This is a genomic window from Cronobacter sakazakii, from assembly GCF_000982825.1.
Taxonomy (GTDB): Bacteria; Pseudomonadota; Gammaproteobacteria; order Enterobacterales; family Enterobacteriaceae; genus Cronobacter; species Cronobacter sakazakii.
On sequence record NZ_CP011047.1, the window covers coordinates 2130092 to 2145045 of the forward strand.

Annotated in this window: 13 protein-coding genes; 7 read left to right on the forward strand and 6 right to left on the reverse strand. The window is 60.5% G+C overall.

The window, feature by feature from the left end; translation table 11 throughout:
- Nucleotides 1–423 precede the first annotated feature (423 nt).
- Together cstA and CSK29544_RS09995 are read left to right on the forward strand one after the other, a co-directional pair.
- Complete coding sequence (cstA, locus tag CSK29544_RS09990) at nt 424–2529, forward strand: pyruvate/proton symporter CstA (RefSeq protein WP_007869845.1); 2106 nt, start codon at nt 424–426, stop codon at nt 2527–2529.
- A 420-nt stretch (nt 2530–2949) separates the two neighbouring features.
- Nucleotides 2950–3147, forward strand: a complete 198-nt coding sequence (locus CSK29544_RS09995; protein WP_004387581.1) for a YbdD/YjiX family protein — start codon at nt 2950–2952, stop codon at nt 3145–3147.
- A gap of 10 nt (nt 3148–3157) precedes the next feature.
- Here CSK29544_RS09995 and CSK29544_RS10000 read toward each other — a convergent pair whose 3' ends face one another.
- From CSK29544_RS10000 to CSK29544_RS10015, 4 genes are all read right to left on the reverse strand, one after another.
- Entirely contained in the window at nt 3158–3538 is a 381-nt protein-coding gene (locus CSK29544_RS10000) for a helix-turn-helix domain-containing protein (RefSeq protein ID WP_004387582.1), read from the reverse strand.
- A gap of 14 nt (nt 3539–3552) precedes the next feature.
- The gene (locus CSK29544_RS10005; protein ID WP_004387583.1) at nt 3553–3816 is read right to left on the reverse strand and encodes a type II toxin-antitoxin system RelE family toxin; all 264 of its coding nucleotides are present in this window, start codon (nt 3814–3816) and stop codon (nt 3553–3555) included.
- Between the two features lie 181 nt (nt 3817–3997).
- Complete coding sequence (locus CSK29544_RS10010; RefSeq protein WP_007893792.1) at nt 3998–5233, reverse strand: MFS transporter; 1236 nt, start codon at nt 5231–5233, stop codon at nt 3998–4000.
- Nucleotides 5234–5347: 114 nt separating this feature from the next.
- Entirely contained in the window at nt 5348–6436 is a 1089-nt protein-coding gene (locus CSK29544_RS10015; protein ID WP_007893789.1) for an oxidoreductase, read from the reverse strand.
- A 260-nt stretch (nt 6437–6696) separates the two neighbouring features.
- On the opposite strand from CSK29544_RS10015, the gene CSK29544_RS10020 reads away from it, so the two are divergent.
- From CSK29544_RS10020 to CSK29544_RS10035, 4 genes are read left to right on the forward strand one after another with little or no spacing between them, the layout of a single operon-like run.
- Nucleotides 6697–8202: a sugar ABC transporter ATP-binding protein gene (locus CSK29544_RS10020; RefSeq protein WP_007893781.1), complete on the forward strand. Its 1506-nt coding sequence runs from the start codon at nt 6697–6699 to the stop codon at nt 8200–8202.
- Nucleotides 8199–9194, forward strand: a complete 996-nt coding sequence (locus tag CSK29544_RS10025; protein ID WP_007893777.1) for an ABC transporter permease — start codon at nt 8199–8201, stop codon at nt 9192–9194. The genes CSK29544_RS10020 and CSK29544_RS10025 overlap by 4 nt, the downstream gene beginning before the upstream one ends.
- Before the next feature lie 23 nt (nt 9195–9217).
- Nucleotides 9218–10282 carry a sugar ABC transporter substrate-binding protein gene (locus CSK29544_RS10030; protein ID WP_007893775.1) on the forward strand — a complete coding sequence of 355 codons (1065 nt, stop codon included), beginning with the start codon at nt 9218–9220 and terminating at the stop codon, nt 10280–10282.
- Nucleotides 10282–11526 carry an LVIVD repeat-containing protein gene (locus tag CSK29544_RS10035; RefSeq protein ID WP_007893773.1) on the forward strand — a complete coding sequence of 415 codons (1245 nt, stop codon included), beginning with the start codon at nt 10282–10284 and terminating at the stop codon, nt 11524–11526. Before CSK29544_RS10030 ends, CSK29544_RS10035 begins: the two co-directional genes overlap by 1 nt.
- A gap of 165 nt (nt 11527–11691) precedes the next feature.
- On the opposite strand, the gene mtnK is transcribed toward CSK29544_RS10035, so the two are convergent.
- Complete coding sequence (gene mtnK, locus CSK29544_RS10040; RefSeq protein WP_007893769.1) at nt 11692–12891, reverse strand: S-methyl-5-thioribose kinase; 1200 nt, start codon at nt 12889–12891, stop codon at nt 11692–11694.
- 105 nt (nt 12892–12996) lie between these two features.
- Between mtnK and mtnA the strand changes: the two genes are divergently transcribed.
- Nucleotides 12997–14016, forward strand: a complete 1020-nt coding sequence (mtnA, locus tag CSK29544_RS10045; protein ID WP_029039425.1) for an S-methyl-5-thioribose-1-phosphate isomerase — start codon at nt 12997–12999, stop codon at nt 14014–14016.
- Nucleotides 14017–14046: 30 nt separating this feature from the next.
- Here mtnA and hemF read toward each other — a convergent pair whose 3' ends face one another.
- Nucleotides 14047–14952, reverse strand: a complete 906-nt coding sequence (gene hemF, locus CSK29544_RS10050) for an oxygen-dependent coproporphyrinogen oxidase (protein ID WP_004388566.1) — start codon at nt 14950–14952, stop codon at nt 14047–14049.
- Nucleotides 14953–14954: the final 2 nt, after the last annotated feature.

Sequence of the window (14954 nt, forward strand, 5' to 3'; positions counted from 1 at the left end):
TGGGTAAGCGAAGCGCACCCACCATTGCAGAAGGCGATGGTCTGTATCGTGATGAGCGGCGAATATATACGCTCGGTGAACGGTTCCGTTCGCCGACACGCTGTCTTTCTCTGCCGCCTTTCCTCACGCGAACGTGTTAAGGGGGCTCGCCGCCGCCCCCTTAACAATCCCGGCTCGCGGCCAAAGGGCAGCCGCCGGGAAACCCCCACGTATCGGCGTGCAATTTCGGAAATCTTGTTTTCGTAGGGCGGGTAAGCGAAGCGCACCCGCCATCATCACGTGATCCCGCTAGCAGACTCACGTAAATCCCTGACGCCATCCCGCGTTTCTCGGGTGGCTAAGTTGTTAAATTCATTTTGGTGATATAGAAACAAAATGTAACACCTGTGTTTCACTCACTGTTTCACTGAATGGATAACTATTATGACGAACTCAGGGAAATACCTTATCTGGGCAGCGCTCTCTGTCGTGGGCGCGTTTGCGCTGGGCTATATCGCGCTTAACCGCGGCGAACAGATCAACGCGCTCTGGATCGTGGTTGCTGCTGTCTGTATCTATCTCATCGCTTACCGTTTTTATGGTCTGTATATCGCGAAAAAGGTGCTGGCCGTCGACCCGACGCGCATGACGCCTGCGGTGCGCCATAACGACGGGCTCGATTATGTACCCACCGATAAAAAAGTGCTGTTCGGTCACCATTTTGCGGCGATTGCCGGTGCCGGGCCGCTGGTTGGGCCGGTGCTGGCGGCGCAGATGGGGTATCTGCCGGGCATGATCTGGATCCTCGCAGGCGTTGTGCTGGCAGGGGCGGTGCAGGATTTCATGGTGCTGTTTGTCTCCACCCGCCGTGACGGGCGCTCGCTCGGCGAACTGGTGAAAGAGGAGATGGGCAACACGGCGGGCGTCATCGCGCTCGTCGCCTGCTTTATGATTATGATAATCATCCTGGCGGTGCTGGCGATGATTGTGGTGAAAGCGCTGACCCACAGCCCGTGGGGCACTTACACCGTCGCCTTTACCATTCCGCTCGCGCTCTTTATGGGCATCTATATTCGTTATCTGCGGCCAGGACGCATCGGCGAAGTGTCGGTCATCGGCCTTGTGATGCTGGTTTTTGCGATTGTTTCCGGCGGGTGGGTGGCAGAGAGCCCGACCTGGGCGCCGTGGTTTGATTTCACCGGCGTGCAATTGACCTGGATGCTGGTGGGCTACGGTTTTGTCGCGGCGGTTCTGCCGGTCTGGCTGCTGCTGGCACCGCGCGATTATCTCTCCACCTTCCTGAAAATCGGCACTATTGTTGGCCTCGCCATCGGCATTTTGATCATGCGCCCGACGCTGACGATGCCCGCGATGACCAAATTTATCGACGGCACTGGCCCGGTCTGGACCGGTAACCTGTTCCCGTTCCTGTTTATCACGATAGCCTGTGGCGCGGTGTCGGGCTTTCATGCGCTTATCGCCTCCGGCACCACGCCGAAAATGCTCGCCAATGAAAATCAGGCCTGCTTTATCGGCTATGGCGGCATGCTGATGGAGTCGTTTGTCGCGATCATGGCGCTGGTCTCGGCCTGCGTTATCGACCCCGGCGTCTATTTTGCGATGAACAGCCCGATGGCGGTGCTGGCACCCGCAGGCACGGCGGATGTGGTCGCGTCGGCCGCCCAGGTGGTGAGCGGCTGGGGTTTCCAGATAACGCCGGATACGCTTAATCAGATCGCGAATGAAGTGGGCGAGCAGACGATTATCTCGCGTGCGGGCGGCGCGCCGACGCTTGCGGTCGGCATGGCGTATATTCTCCACGGGGCGCTCGGCGGCCTGATGGATGTCTCGTTCTGGTATCACTTCGCTATTCTGTTTGAGGCGTTATTTATCCTGACGGCGGTGGATGCGGGCACCCGCGCCGCGCGCTTTATGCTGCAGGATCTGCTGGGCGTGATTTCGCCGGGCCTCAAGCGTACCGATTCACTGCCCGCTAACCTGCTGGCGACAGCGCTGTGCGTGCTGGCGTGGGGCTATTTCCTGCATCAGGGCGTGGTGGATCCGCTTGGCGGTATTAACACCCTTTGGCCGCTGTTTGGTATCGCCAACCAGATGCTGGCGGGCATGGCGCTGATGCTCTGTGCGGTGGTGCTGTTTAAGATGAAGCGCCAGCGTTATGCGTGGGTGGCGCTGGTGCCGACCGCGTGGCTGCTGGTCTGTACGCTGACTGCCGGCTGGCAGAAAGCGTTCAGCCCGGATAACAAAGTGGGTTTCCTCGCCATCGCCAATAAGTTCCAGGCGATTCTGGACAGCGGCACCATTCCGCCGCAGTACACCGAGGCGCAACTGAGCCAGCTGGTGTTCAATAACCGTCTTGACGCGGGCCTGACCATTTTCTTTATGGTGGTGGTCGTGGTGCTGGCAGTGTTCTCGATTAAAACGGCGCTGGCGGCGCTGAAGCAGGATAAACCGACCGCCAACGAGACACCGTATGAGCCGATGCCTGCCAGTGCGGAGCAGATAGTCGCGCAGGCGAAGAACGCGCATTGATTGAGGCGTGGGGAACGGTAGGTGCCGGTAACGGTACGGTGGGTGGTGGAAAGGTGGCCCGGGCAGGTGGGTGCGCTGACGCTTACCCACCCTACGTGCGACCACCGCGCTATTTGTTGTTGTAGGGCGGATAAGCGAAGCGCACCCGCCGTGATTACAGGAATGGTACATATCGTAGGGCGGGTAAGCGAGGCGCACCCGCCGTAGGTTCAGGAATGGCACACATCGTAGGGCGGATAAGCGAAGCGCACCCGCCGTAGGTTCAGGAATGGCACACATCGTAGGGCGGATAAGCGAAGCGCACCCGCCGTGATTACAGGAATGGCACATATCGTAGGGCGGGTAAGCGTTAGCGCGCCCGCCGTCCAGAACCCGGCCACGGGTCACAATGAATCAGAGCCAACGCGTAAGGATAAAGATATGTTCGATACCCTCGCCAAAGCCGGTAAATACCTCGGTCAGGCCGCGAAAATGATGGTTGGCGTGCCCGACTACGACAACTACGTCGAGCATATGCGTGTGAACCACCCGGACCAGACGCCGATGACTTATGAAGAGTTCTTTCGTGAACGCCAGGACGCCCGTTACGGCGCGAAAGGCGGCGCGAAATGTTGCTGAGCGCCGTACATCAACGGTAAAGGATTAGCTGTTCTGGCTGGCAGTCATACAGCGCTGCCAGTTTTTCGCGGGTGCGTTTTTGTGGACGTGAATCCGGTGATTCCAGCTGAGAAACGGCGGACTGACTGATACCGAGTTTTTCCGCCACGTCCTGTTGGGAAAGGCCGCGCCAGATGCGCCAGGCGGCTTGTAAGCTCACGTTCTGCTCGACGGAAATCCCCACCACTTCATGCGGCACGGTGACGTCGTTTTCATCGCTCATTTCAAAAGGTAACGGCATGAGCGTTTCGTTGTCTTCAAGCTGCGTGAGCAGCGATAAGTAAAGCTCATAAGGGATAACGACATATTCTGGTTTCCCTTCTTTATCGTGAATCACCTGTGCATTAAACATAGCGCCACCCTGATTTAGTTAAGGTATGTGGTTGTCGTTCTGCGTTTGACTTCCATGATAAGGCAGATAACCGGCACGCCCTGACGGCGTTCAAAAATTACCCGGTAATCTCCCACCCGCAGCCGGTAGCGAGCCTGACGGCACGCCAGTTTGACGATATCCAGTCTCGTTTGGCCGGGAGACGCTATCGCCGCGACTTTACTCACAATGGCTTTTTGGTCGTTCTGGCTAATCGCCTGCAACTGCGCAATCGCCCGCTTCGTCCATCTGATCTCCATGTGGTTCCCTCACTTTATCCGTTTCCTTTTTATAAGTAAAATATAAGAATATAAGCTTTTATCCGAAAAGCGTTTTCTTATATGGCAACGTTAAACCCGGTCAGGGTACAGGGGAAGCAGCAGGGAAAGATTCTTCGTGACGTCTCGCAAAAACGCCTTCCGAAGAAGGCGTTGCGTGGGATCAGGCGGGGGTTTCTTCCAGGCGCTGGCGTTTACGCAGCGACGGAAACAGGCGCATCCAGAGCCCGACGACCACCAGCGTGCCGATACCGCCAATGGCCGCAGCGGGCACGGTGCCCAGCAGCGCGGCCAGCATGCCGGATTCAAATTCGCCAAGCTGGTTCGAGGTATTGATAAATATCGAGTTCACCGCGTTCACGCGGCCCAGCATCTCGTTGGGGGTATCGAGCTGCACCAGCGCGCCGCGAATAACCATGCTCACCATATCAAACCCGCCTGTCGCGAAGAGGGCGATAAGCGACAGCCACAGGTTGCTTGATAGCGCAAACACCAGCGTCGCCACGCCAAAGCCCGCTACCGATAAGAACATAATCATCCCGACATGTTTCTCAAGCGACCGGCGGCTCAGCCAGAAGCCCACCAGCAGCGCGCCCACGGCAGGCGCGGCGCGCAACAGCCCCAGCCCCCACGGGCCGGTGTGCAGAATATCGTGCGCGTAAATCGGCAGCAGCGCGGTAGCGCCGCCCAGCAGCACGGCAAAGAGATCGAGTGAAATCACGCCCAGCACGTCCGGGCGCTCGCGAATAAACTTCACGCCTGCAAAGAGCGTGGCGAGACTCGCGGGCTGGCGCGCAGGCGGCGCCTGTTCATAGCGCAGGCGGCTCACCATCACGACCGAAATGAGATACAGCACGGCGGTCAGCGCATAAACCACCTGTGCGCCGAAGACATACAGCAGGCCGCCCAGCGCCGGGCCCATGATCATCGCCGCCTGGCTTGATACCGCGCTCGCCGCCGTGGCGCGCGCAAGTAGGGAAGGCGGCACCAGCGCCGGCAGCATCGACTGCAACGACGGCGCTTCCATCACTTTGGCGACGGAAATGATAAAAATCAGGCCGAGGATAATCTTCACATCGGCGAGATGCGCCACGGTGGCGGCGGTCAGCGCGGCGATGGCGAGCCATTCCACCAACTGGCCAATCAACACCACGCGGCGGCGATCGCGCTGATCGGCAATGTGCCCTGCCCAGAGCGCCAGCGTGATAGAGGGAAGAAACTGCACCAGGCCTATCAGACCGAGATAAAACGCGCTGTGGGTGAGGGCGTAAATCTGCCAGCCCACTACGATAGACAACATCTGGAAACCAAAGCCGGAGCAGGTACGCGCCAGCCAGAACGCGACAAACGAGCGGTGCGCCATCAGCGACGCGCCGCCATCAGAGTGTACAGAAGCCATAAACCATCCCGAACGTATAAAAACGCGGCGTGAAAGAATAGTTATCGCCGCGTGAGCGAGGTTTAAGCCTACAGGGATTTCGCAAAAAGTGGCATCGCACCCTGTGCGATTTAGTTAGCGAGCAAAGGTTTCCACTTTTTCAAAGGCCGCGCGCAGGGCTGCGGGTGACAGCGCCACCGGCAGGGCGTGAATGGATTCCACCGGGCGCAGCGTGTGGGCGATAACACGGTCCAGCTCCGCCGCGTTATGAATATCGACATCCAGCTCTGCAAGCGTGGTGGGCAACCTGAAGCGCCGCCAGGCGTCAATCAGCTGCGTCAGCACGTCGTCCTGGCCGAGCAGAGCGCTCTGTACCAGGATGCCGTAAGCCACTTTGGTGCCGTGCAGATATTTTTCCGTCTGCGGCAGCACGGTCAGGCCGTTATGTACCGCATGCGCCGCCGCCACGCGCGTATAGCGCTCGCCAAGCCCGCCGACCATGCCGCCGCCCGCGATAATGGCATCCACCACATCGCGGAAATCCTGCGTGAGCGCGCCACGATGCTGACAGGCGAGCGCCGCTTCGCTCTGTTCCAGCAGCACGTCACGAATGGCGAGCGCGGCGTTGAGGCCAAGCCGTACGGTAAGCGGCAGGGTGGCGGGCGCAGGTGCCAGTACCACGGCTTCATACCATTTGGCGAGCGTGTCGCCGATGCCCGCGAGCAGATATTCCGCCGGCGCGCGCAGGATAATCTCCGGCTCCACCAGTACCAGATGGTTGGCGTCGTCGAAAATCTCAAAATGCAGCGCCTGACCAGCGTCGTTGTACCAGACGGAGAGCGGCGTCCAGGCAGCGCACGTGGCGGCGATGGTCGGAATGGCGACCACCGGCAGGCCAAGACGTCGCGCCAGCGCTTTGGCGGTATCCAGCAGCGCGCCGCCGCCAACGCCAATCACCACCGCCCGATCGTCACCCGCCTGGGCCGCAAGCGCGCTGACATCGCTTTCGCTGCAATGCCCGCGAAACAAAATCCGCGTAGCGCCGGGGGCGTCAATGGCGTCTGAGAGAAAAGGGCGCGCGGCGGCAATAGCGCGTTCGCCATAGATCCAGACGGCGCGCGCGAGTTGCGCCGGGGTGTAGAAATCGTGCAGGCGAGCCAGCGCGCCGGGATAAGAAAAGTAGTTTGCCGGGCCGGGAACCACGCGGATGTCGGTATCGCTCATGAGAGTTGTCCTTGTCTTTTTTACCATCCTGCCACAGAAAGCCGTCCGGACGTCTGATTATTGTCGTCCTCGCGCATGCAATCTTTTCACGTTGACAGCGAAACGCAGCGGCAACCTGAAAAATTCTAATGTTACGTCCAGACATCTGGACGGCTAATAATTTTTTGCTTTATCTTATGCCGATTCATTCATTGCAAGCGGATATATCCGCGTGAATGATTGCCTTAGCTGATTAATCATTCATGTGGAGACGGCCTGCTATGTCCCTGAACCAGTGCCTTGAGATGCGCGCGATATCCCTGGCCTTTAGCGGCTTTCCGGCGCTGACGCAGGTGGATTTCACCCTGCGGGCAGGCTCCGTACACGCGCTCACCGGCGCGAACGGTGCCGGAAAATCGACGCTGATGGCGGTGCTCTCCGGTGCCTGGGATCACTATCAGGGCCAGATCCTGCTGGATGGCGAACCCGTACACATCCGCTCGCCGCGCGACGCCAAAGCGCTCGGCATTCATCTCGTGCAGCAGGAAGTGGACGCCGCGCTGGTGCCGGGGCTGAGCGTTGCGGAAAACATTATGCTCGACAGCCTGCGTGAAGGCGGCCTGCGCTACCGCTGGGGTGAAACCCGCCGCCGCGCCCGAGCGGCGCTGGCGCAGCTTGATGTGGAAATGGACGTTAACCGCCGCATCGACAGCTGTTCGCTTGCCGAAAAACAGCATGTGCTGCTGGCGCGCGCGCTTTCGCATCACTGCCGTTACCTGATCCTTGATGAACCGACCGCGCCCCTCGATCAGCACGAAAGTGAACGTCTGTTCGCGGTGGTCAGACGCCTCCAGGCGAAGGACATGGGCGTGGTGTTTATCTCGCACCGCATTCATGAGCTAAAAGCCATCTGCGACACCCTGACGGTGCTGCGCGACGGCAGGCTGATTGAGAGCGGGCCGATGGCGTCGCTCTCTGGCTCGCAGATCGTCGAGAAAATGCTGGGACATGCGCTCGACACGCTCTACCCGCCGCGCCGCCCGACGCCTGAAAATGCCGTATTGCTGGCGGTGGACGGGCTGCATGACGACACGCTGCTACAGGACATTTCGCTGCACCTGCGTAAAGGGGAGATCCTGGGGATCGCCGGGCTGGCGGGGGCCGGGAAAACGGAGCTGTGCAAGGCGCTCTTTGGCGCGAGCAAAAGTACGCTGCGCCAGGGCGAGCTTGCGGGGCGTCCGTGGCGGCCCACCGATCCTGCGGATTCGGTGGCGCGCGGGCTGGCGCTGGTGCCGGAAGAGCGACGCAAAGAGGGCATTTTTATCGACGAGCCGATCGCCATGAATCTCGCCGCCAGCGCTGATGGCAGCTTTACCCGCTGGGGGCTGTTTGGTCACCGCGACGCCTGGCGCTGGGCGCAGGAGGTGATTTCGCGTCTCGGCATTCGCGCCAGCGGGCCAGGGCAGCGGCTGCGCAGGCTTTCCGGCGGCAACCAGCAGAAAGTGGCTATCGGCAAATGGCTGCGCGGCAATAGCGACGTGCTGATTTTCGACGAGCCGACGAAAGGCGTGGACGTCAAAGCCAAAACCGATCTTTTCAACCTGATTGACGGGCTGGCCCGCCAGGGCAAGGGCATTATTTACGCCTCCGGCGAGTTCACCGAGCTGGTGGGCCTGTGCGACCGCATCTGCGTGCTGTGGGACGGGCGCATTGTGGCGGAGCTGGATGGCCGCGACGCCAGCGAAGAAACCTTATTACTCTATTCCACCGGAGGAACCCCCGCGTGAGCAAGGCCGCAACCCTGAAGAGCACGCCGTCGGCGCGCCACCAGCTGTTTGAGTTTTTCTATAAGTGGGGAATGTTGCTGACGGTCGTGGCGCTGGTCGCGCTGTTCGGCATCGCCTCGGACAACTTTCTCGATCCGTTCAACATCATCAACATTCTGCGCTCTATCGCCATCGTGACAGTGATCGCTATCGGCGTCTCTATCTCGCTGACTATCGGCGGGTTCGATCTCTCGGTGGGCTCGACGGCGTCGCTGGCCAATGCGCTGGTTGTCTCGCTGTTCGTCTGGCACGGCTTCGGCACAACGGAGGCGATTGTCATCACGCTTGCGCTCTGCACGCTGGTCGGGCTGTTTAACGCGTTTCTGATTGTGGTGCTGAAAATCCCGGACATGCTCGCCACGCTTGCCAGCCTGTTTGTGATTCAGGGCGTCGCGATGACCTACAGCTACGGTGGCTCAATCACCCAGAACATGGTTCTGCCGAGCGGCGAGATGGCGGAGGGCGTGATTCCTGACGCCTTCAGCCTGCTCGGCCAGGTGCCGGTGATTGTGATTGTGATGCTGGTGGTGACGGTCGTGGCGCAGCTTGGGCTGTCGTTGACCACCCACGGGCGGCGCATGTACGCCATCGGCGGCAACCCGGAGGCGGCGCGCCTCTCCGGCATTCGCATTACGCGCTACAAAGTGGCGGCGTATGTCATCGCCTCGCTGCTGGCGGGCCTTGGCGGCATTCTGCTTGCTTCGCGCATTGGCTCCTCGCAGGTGAACGCGGGCAGCGGTTATCTGATGGACGCCGTCGCGGCGGCGTGGATTGGCTTTTCGCTGGCCGGCTCCGGCAAACCGAACGCGCTCGGTACGTTAGTGGGCGCGGTGATCCTGGGCGTGCTCTCCAACGGCCTGGTGATGCTCTCGGTGCCGTATTACGCAATGGACATTATCAAAGGGCTGGTGCTCGCTGGGGCGCTTGCCATCACTTACATCCAGCGACGTTAATCACAGACAGGGAAATAAACAGAATGAAAAAACTGACGCTCTCTTTACTGGCGCTGGGCCTGCTCTCATCGCTACCCGGTTTCGCCGCCACGCCCGCGCCGGTGCCGGACGCCATCGCCAGTCACAACGGGCCGGTGCGCATCGCCGTTATCCGCAACTTAGGGTCGGACGACAACACCACGCAGTTTGTGGCGGGCGCGATCCAGGAAGGCAAAAAGCTCGGCTTTAAGGTCAGCACCTTTTTAAGCAACGGCGACGACGCGAAATTTCAGGATTTCGTCAATCAGGCCATCAGCCAGAAATATGACGGCATCATTCTCTCTCAGGGGCGCGATCCGTACTCCACCGAACTGGTGAAGCGTATTGTGGACGCGGGCATTAAAGTCTCGGTGTTTGATACCGCCGTGAAAGGCGAGATCCCGGGCGTCACCGTCACCCAGCAGGACGACGCGTCGCTCACGCAGCTCTCCGCAGGCCAGCTGGTGAAAGATTTCAACGGCAAGGCGAACATCATTAAGCTGTGGGTAGCGGGCTTCCCGCCGATGGAGCGTCGTCAGGCGGCGTACCAGGAGATCCTGAAGCAAAACCCTGGCATTAAAGAGCTGGAATCGATAGGCGCAGTCTCGTCAGACGTGCAGGGCGATACCGCCAACAAAGTAGGCGCGGTGCTGGCGAAATACCCGAAAGGCCAGATTGACGCCATCTGGGGCACCTGGGACGCCTTCAGCCAGGGCGCTTACAAGGCGCTGAAAGAGAATGGCCGCACCGAGATCAAGCTCTACAGCATCGATATCTCCAACCAGGATTTGCAACTGATGCGCGAAGCGGGCAGCCCGTGGAAAGTGAGCGTGGCGGTCGATCCGAAGCTGATTGGCGCGACCAACGTGCGACTTATCGCCAATAAAATCGCCGGTGAGCCGACGCCTGCCACCTATGATTTTAAAGCCGCGGCCATCCCGCAGGCGTTGCTGGCAAGCCAGAGCGGGCCGGTGAACGTGGCGGCGCTCAGTAAAATCATTCCGGGCTGGGGCCAGACCGAGGATTTCATCGCGCCGTGGTTTGCGACGCTTGAAGCGAAGCACAAATAATGGCGACTGAGTTACCGCGCCCGGACTACAGCCGCAATATGCGGCTGATTGGCCACTCCGACCAGGGCGGCCGCCCGGACGGCGTGCAGGTGATGGTGCACCGGGGCTTTGCGTATATCGGCCATATGGTGTCGCAGGGCTTTTCCATCGTTGACGTGCGCGACCCGAAAAACCCGACAGCGGCGGGCTATGTGCCCGCGCCGCCCGGCACCTGGAACGTGCATCTCCAGGCGCACGATGACCTGCTGCTGGTGATTAACGCCCGCGATCTCTTTGCCGATGCGCGCTTCGCCGACGAAAAAGTTTATTACACCCGTTCGGTCGGCGAGACGGTGCGCGATGTCCACGACAAAGGCTGGAGCGCGGGGCTTCGCGTGTTTGATATCGCCACACCCGAAAAGCCGCGCGAAATCGGCTTTCTGCCGCTCAACGGCATCGGCATTCACCGCATCTGGTATGTCGGCGGGCGCTGGGCGTATGTCTCGGCGCTTCTCGATGGCTTTACCGATTACATTTTCCTGACTATCGATCTGGCTGACCCGCGTAAGCCTGAAGTGGCGGGGCGCTGGTGGCTGCCGGGGATGCATCAGGCGGCGGGGGAGACGCCCCACTGGCCCGACGGCAAACGCTACGCGCTGCACCATGCGATTATCGCGGGCGATACCGCCTACGGGAGCTGGCGCGACGGCGGGCTGACGATTCTCGATGTGAAAGACCGCAGCCAGCCGAAACTAATCAGCCACCGTAACTGGAGCCCGCCGTTTGGCGGCGGCACGCATACCGCACTGCCGCTGCCGGATCGCTCCCTGCTGGTGGTGCTGGATGAAGCCGTGCTGGATAACCAGCAGGATGGCGAAAAGCATATCTGGCTGTTTGATATTCGCGAGCCGTCAAATCCGGTGAGTATTTCGACCTTCCCGCAGCCGGATGAAACCGACTACGTGGCGAAAGGGGCGCACTTCGGGCCGCATAATCTGCATGAGAACCGCCCCGGCAGTTTTGTGAGTTCAACGCTGATTTTCGCGACCTGGCAGAACGCGGGCGTGCGTGCGTACGATATCTCGAACCCGTACCGGCCAGTGGAGACCGGCGCGCTGGTGCCCGCCGCGCCAGAGCGAATGATGGATACGCGGCCCGGACGCCCGCAGGTGATTCAGTCATGCGATGTGTTTGTGGATGCGCAGGGGATTATTTACAGCACGGATTATAACGGCGGGTTGTCGGTGATTGAGTATCAGGGGTAGGGGCATCGCGCGGTAGGCGGCATGACGGCGGGTGCGCTGCGCTTACCCGCCCTACGGGGCGGGGGAGATATGGTGGCGGGTGCGCTTTGCTTACCCGCCCTACAAACCCAGTTTCGACCTTCTTTTTTGTAGGGTGGGTAAGCGTAGCGCACCCACCGGGGCCAATTACCCGTACTGCCGCACGCGGGCGATAAACTCGTCGGCGCTCTCAATGCGCGGGGCAAGAAGGATCAGCGCCTTGCCAAGCCCGATGGCGTGGCGCAGGCACGACAGCTTCATCTCTTCATCCCGAATGGTATCGATATCCGCTACATGCGACAGGCCGACGCTTCGGCGGATAAGCTCCGTACCGGCAAAGCCAATGGCGTCCGCCCATACTTTCTTCAAAAACTCGCTGGCGTAGCCAGGCTCTGCCAGCGCCGCGTCGCGAGTTTTCTCGCGCGCCAGCGTCTGGAAACGCTCGGCGAAGGTGTGCCACAGCGTGGCGATATCGATAAGGCGCTGCTCGCGCGCGTCGGCGGCTTCGCGAATGCCGAGCTGGCCCGGCGCGCCGCAGTAGTTCAGCAGCAAGTTGCCGATGGCCGTTCCAACGTCAAAGCCCACCGGGCCGAAATACCCGAACTCGGCGTCAATAGCTTTCAGGCTGCCGTCGGCGACAAAAATGGAGCCGCTGTGAATATCGCCGTGCAACAGCGCTTCGGCATGGGAGAAAAAGCGGTGCTTGAGTGCAGCCACGGCGCATTTCAGCGCGGCATCGTCGCGCAGCGCCGCGACGTCGGCCTCAAGTTCAGCCGGATAGTTATTGCGCTCATGAACCTGATACGGGTCGTTAAAGAACAGATCTTCGGTGATCTCGCACATCTCCGGGTTGATAAAGCGCGCCACTTCGGCCTTTTTCGCATGGGGATGCAGATAAAAATCACTCGTGTGAAACAGCGTCTGGGCCAGATATTCGCCAAGCTGGCGGGCCGCCTGTGGGTAATGCACGCCTTTGATCAGTTCGCCGCGCCAGATGCGGTGATCGGAGAGATCTTCCATCACCATAACGGCAAGCGTGGGATCGTAATGATGAATTTTAACCGTGTGCGCCGGGCAGTGCTGATAGTGCGCCACCAGCGTCTGGGCTTCGAGACGCGCGCGATCGAGCGTCAGCGGCCAGGATTCCCCCACGCAGCGCACATAGGGCAGCGCCTGTTTAACGACAATTCGGCTAATGCCCTGTTTATCAAAGATTTTAAAGACCAGATTGAGATTGCCGTCGCCGACCTCCTGCGCGCTCACCAGTGCTTCCGGCGCGCTGAGTCCGCCAAATTGTTGCGCATAAGCCACCGCATCGCTGGCCGTAAAGGTTCGGTATTGCGACATTGCTGATATCCTCATTCAATCTGGTTATAAAGACGTACGGACGTCTATACATCTGGACTTCATCCTGACACAATAGAACACAATAACGCAACAAGGATTTAACGCATGCAGACACTTCAGACGACCAGCCTGCGGGTGGTGGATAACAAGCTCTGGATCCTCGACCAGCAGGCGCTGCCGCAGCAGAAAAACTGGCTGCCCGCCGATAATACAGAGGCGCTGGTGGGGCACATTCACGCGCTGAGAGTGCGTGGTGCGCCGTTGATTGGGCTTTCGGCGAGCCTGCTGCTGGCCCTGCTGGCCGAACATGGCATGACGCGCGACGCGCTCGGCCAGGCGCTGGAGGTACTGCGTGCGGCACGGCCCACGGCGGTCAACCTGATGAATAACCTCGACCGCATGAAACAGGCACTCACGCAGCCGGATTTCGTGGCGGCGCTGGGCGCGGAGGCCTTACGCCTGGTGCAGGAAGACCGCGAGCTGTGCGAGCGCATCGCGCGCGCCGGGAGTGAACTCGTGAAGCCTGGCAGCCGTTTGCTCACCCATTGCAATACCGGCGGGCTCGCGACGGCGGGCGTCGGCACGGCGCTGGGCGTGATTGCGCGCGCGCATGAAGCGGGCAAGGTGGCGAACGTGTGGGTCGATGAAACCCGGCCGCTGTTGCAGGGCGGGCGCTTAACCGCCTGGGAGCTCGGCGAGCTTGGCGTGCCGTATCAGCTGATTACCGATTCGATGGCGGCGAGCCTGATGGCGCAGGGGCAGGTGGACGCCGTCTGGGTGGGCGCGGATCGCATCGCGGTCAATGGCGACGTGGCGAATAAAATCGGCACCTATTCGCTTGCCGTACTGGCGAAATTCCACAACGTGCCGTTTTACGTGGCGGCCCCGCAGACGACGCTCGATCCGGCATGCCCGAACGGTGCGGCGATCCCGATTGAGCAGCGTTCTGCGGCGGAAGTGACCGGTGTGGCGGGCAGCTTCGGCGCGGTACAGTGGGCGCCGGAAGATGCGCGGGTCTATAACCCGGCATTTGACGTCACACCCGCCGCGCTGATTAGCGGCTGGGTGCTGGACAGCGGCGTGGTGACGCCGGAGGATGTGGCAAACGGGCGTTTCGCCGGGTAAAAAGGGCGTCCGCGCGAGGCGGACGCCGCGTTATTTCACCCAGTCGCGCACCGGCAGGAAATCGCGGTACAGCGCTGCCTCCGGGCTGTTTTCTTCCGGCTGATAGCCATATTCCCAGCGCACCAGCGGCGGCATCGACATCAGTATCGACTCGGTGCGCCCGCCGGTTTGCAGGCCAAACAGCGTGCCGCGGTCCCACACCAGGTTGAACTCCACATAGCGGCCGCGACGATAAAGCTGGAATTCGCGCTCGCGCTCGCCCCAGGGCAGCGCTTTACGGCGCTCTACAATGGGCAGATAAGCCTCAAGATAGCCGTCGCCCACCGCCTGCATAAACGCAAAGCAGGTGTCGAAATCGGGCGTGTTCAGATCGTCAAAGAACAGCCCGCCGATGCCGCGCGCCTCCTGGCGATGCTTCAGATAGAAATAGTCGTCGCACCATTTTTTATAACGCGGGTAGACGTCATCGCCGAAAGGCGCGCAGAGATCCCGTGCGGTGCGGTGCCAGTGCACGGCGTCCTCTTCAAAGCCGTAAAACGGCGTTAAATCGAAGCCGCCGCCAAACCACCAGACCGGATCGGCACCCGGTTTTTCGGCAATGAAAAAGCGCACGTTGGCGTGACTTGTCGGTACATACGGGTTTCGCGGATGCACAACCAGCGACACGCCCATCGCCTCAAAGCTGCGGCCTGCCAGCTCCGGACGGTGCGCGGTGGCGGACGCGGGCATTGCGTCGCCATGAACGTGGGAAAAGTTGACGCCCGCCTGCTCGAACACCACGCCGTCGCGCAGTACGCGGCTACGTCCGCCGCCGCCGCCCTCGCGCTGCCAGGCGTCTTCGACGAAATCATCGCCATCCACCGCCGACAACTGCTGGCAGATACGGTCCTGTAAATCGAGCAGGAAAGCTTTTACGCGCTGAATATCAGGTGCCATCG

Excerpts from the sequence above, each read along its gene's own strand:
- CSK29544_RS09995 (WP_004387581.1), top strand. The coding sequence starts at position 2,950 with ATGTTCGATACCCTCGCCAAAGCCGGTAAATACCTCGGTCAGGCCGCG.
- mtnK (WP_007893769.1), bottom strand. The coding sequence starts at position 12,891 with ATGTCGCAATACCGAACCTTTACGGCCAGCGATGCGGTGGCTTATGCG.
- CSK29544_RS10035 (WP_007893773.1), top strand. The coding sequence starts at position 10,282 with ATGGCGACTGAGTTACCGCGCCCGGACTACAGCCGCAATATGCGGCTG.
- CSK29544_RS10020 (WP_007893781.1), top strand. The coding sequence starts at position 6,697 with ATGTCCCTGAACCAGTGCCTTGAGATGCGCGCGATATCCCTGGCCTTT.
- CSK29544_RS10015 (WP_007893789.1), bottom strand. The coding sequence starts at position 6,436 with ATGAGCGATACCGACATCCGCGTGGTTCCCGGCCCGGCAAACTACTTT.
- CSK29544_RS10005 (WP_004387583.1), bottom strand. The coding sequence starts at position 3,816 with ATGGAGATCAGATGGACGAAGCGGGCGATTGCGCAGTTGCAGGCGATT.
- hemF (WP_004388566.1), bottom strand. The coding sequence starts at position 14,952 with ATGGCACCTGATATTCAGCGCGTAAAAGCTTTCCTGCTCGATTTACAG.
- CSK29544_RS10030 (WP_007893775.1), top strand. The coding sequence starts at position 9,218 with ATGAAAAAACTGACGCTCTCTTTACTGGCGCTGGGCCTGCTCTCATCG.
- CSK29544_RS10000 (WP_004387582.1), bottom strand. The coding sequence starts at position 3,538 with ATGTTTAATGCACAGGTGATTCACGATAAAGAAGGGAAACCAGAATAT.
- CSK29544_RS10010 (WP_007893792.1), bottom strand. The coding sequence starts at position 5,233 with ATGGCTTCTGTACACTCTGATGGCGGCGCGTCGCTGATGGCGCACCGC.
- mtnA (WP_029039425.1), top strand. The coding sequence starts at position 12,997 with ATGCAGACACTTCAGACGACCAGCCTGCGGGTGGTGGATAACAAGCTC.
- cstA (WP_007869845.1), top strand. The coding sequence starts at position 424 with ATGACGAACTCAGGGAAATACCTTATCTGGGCAGCGCTCTCTGTCGTG.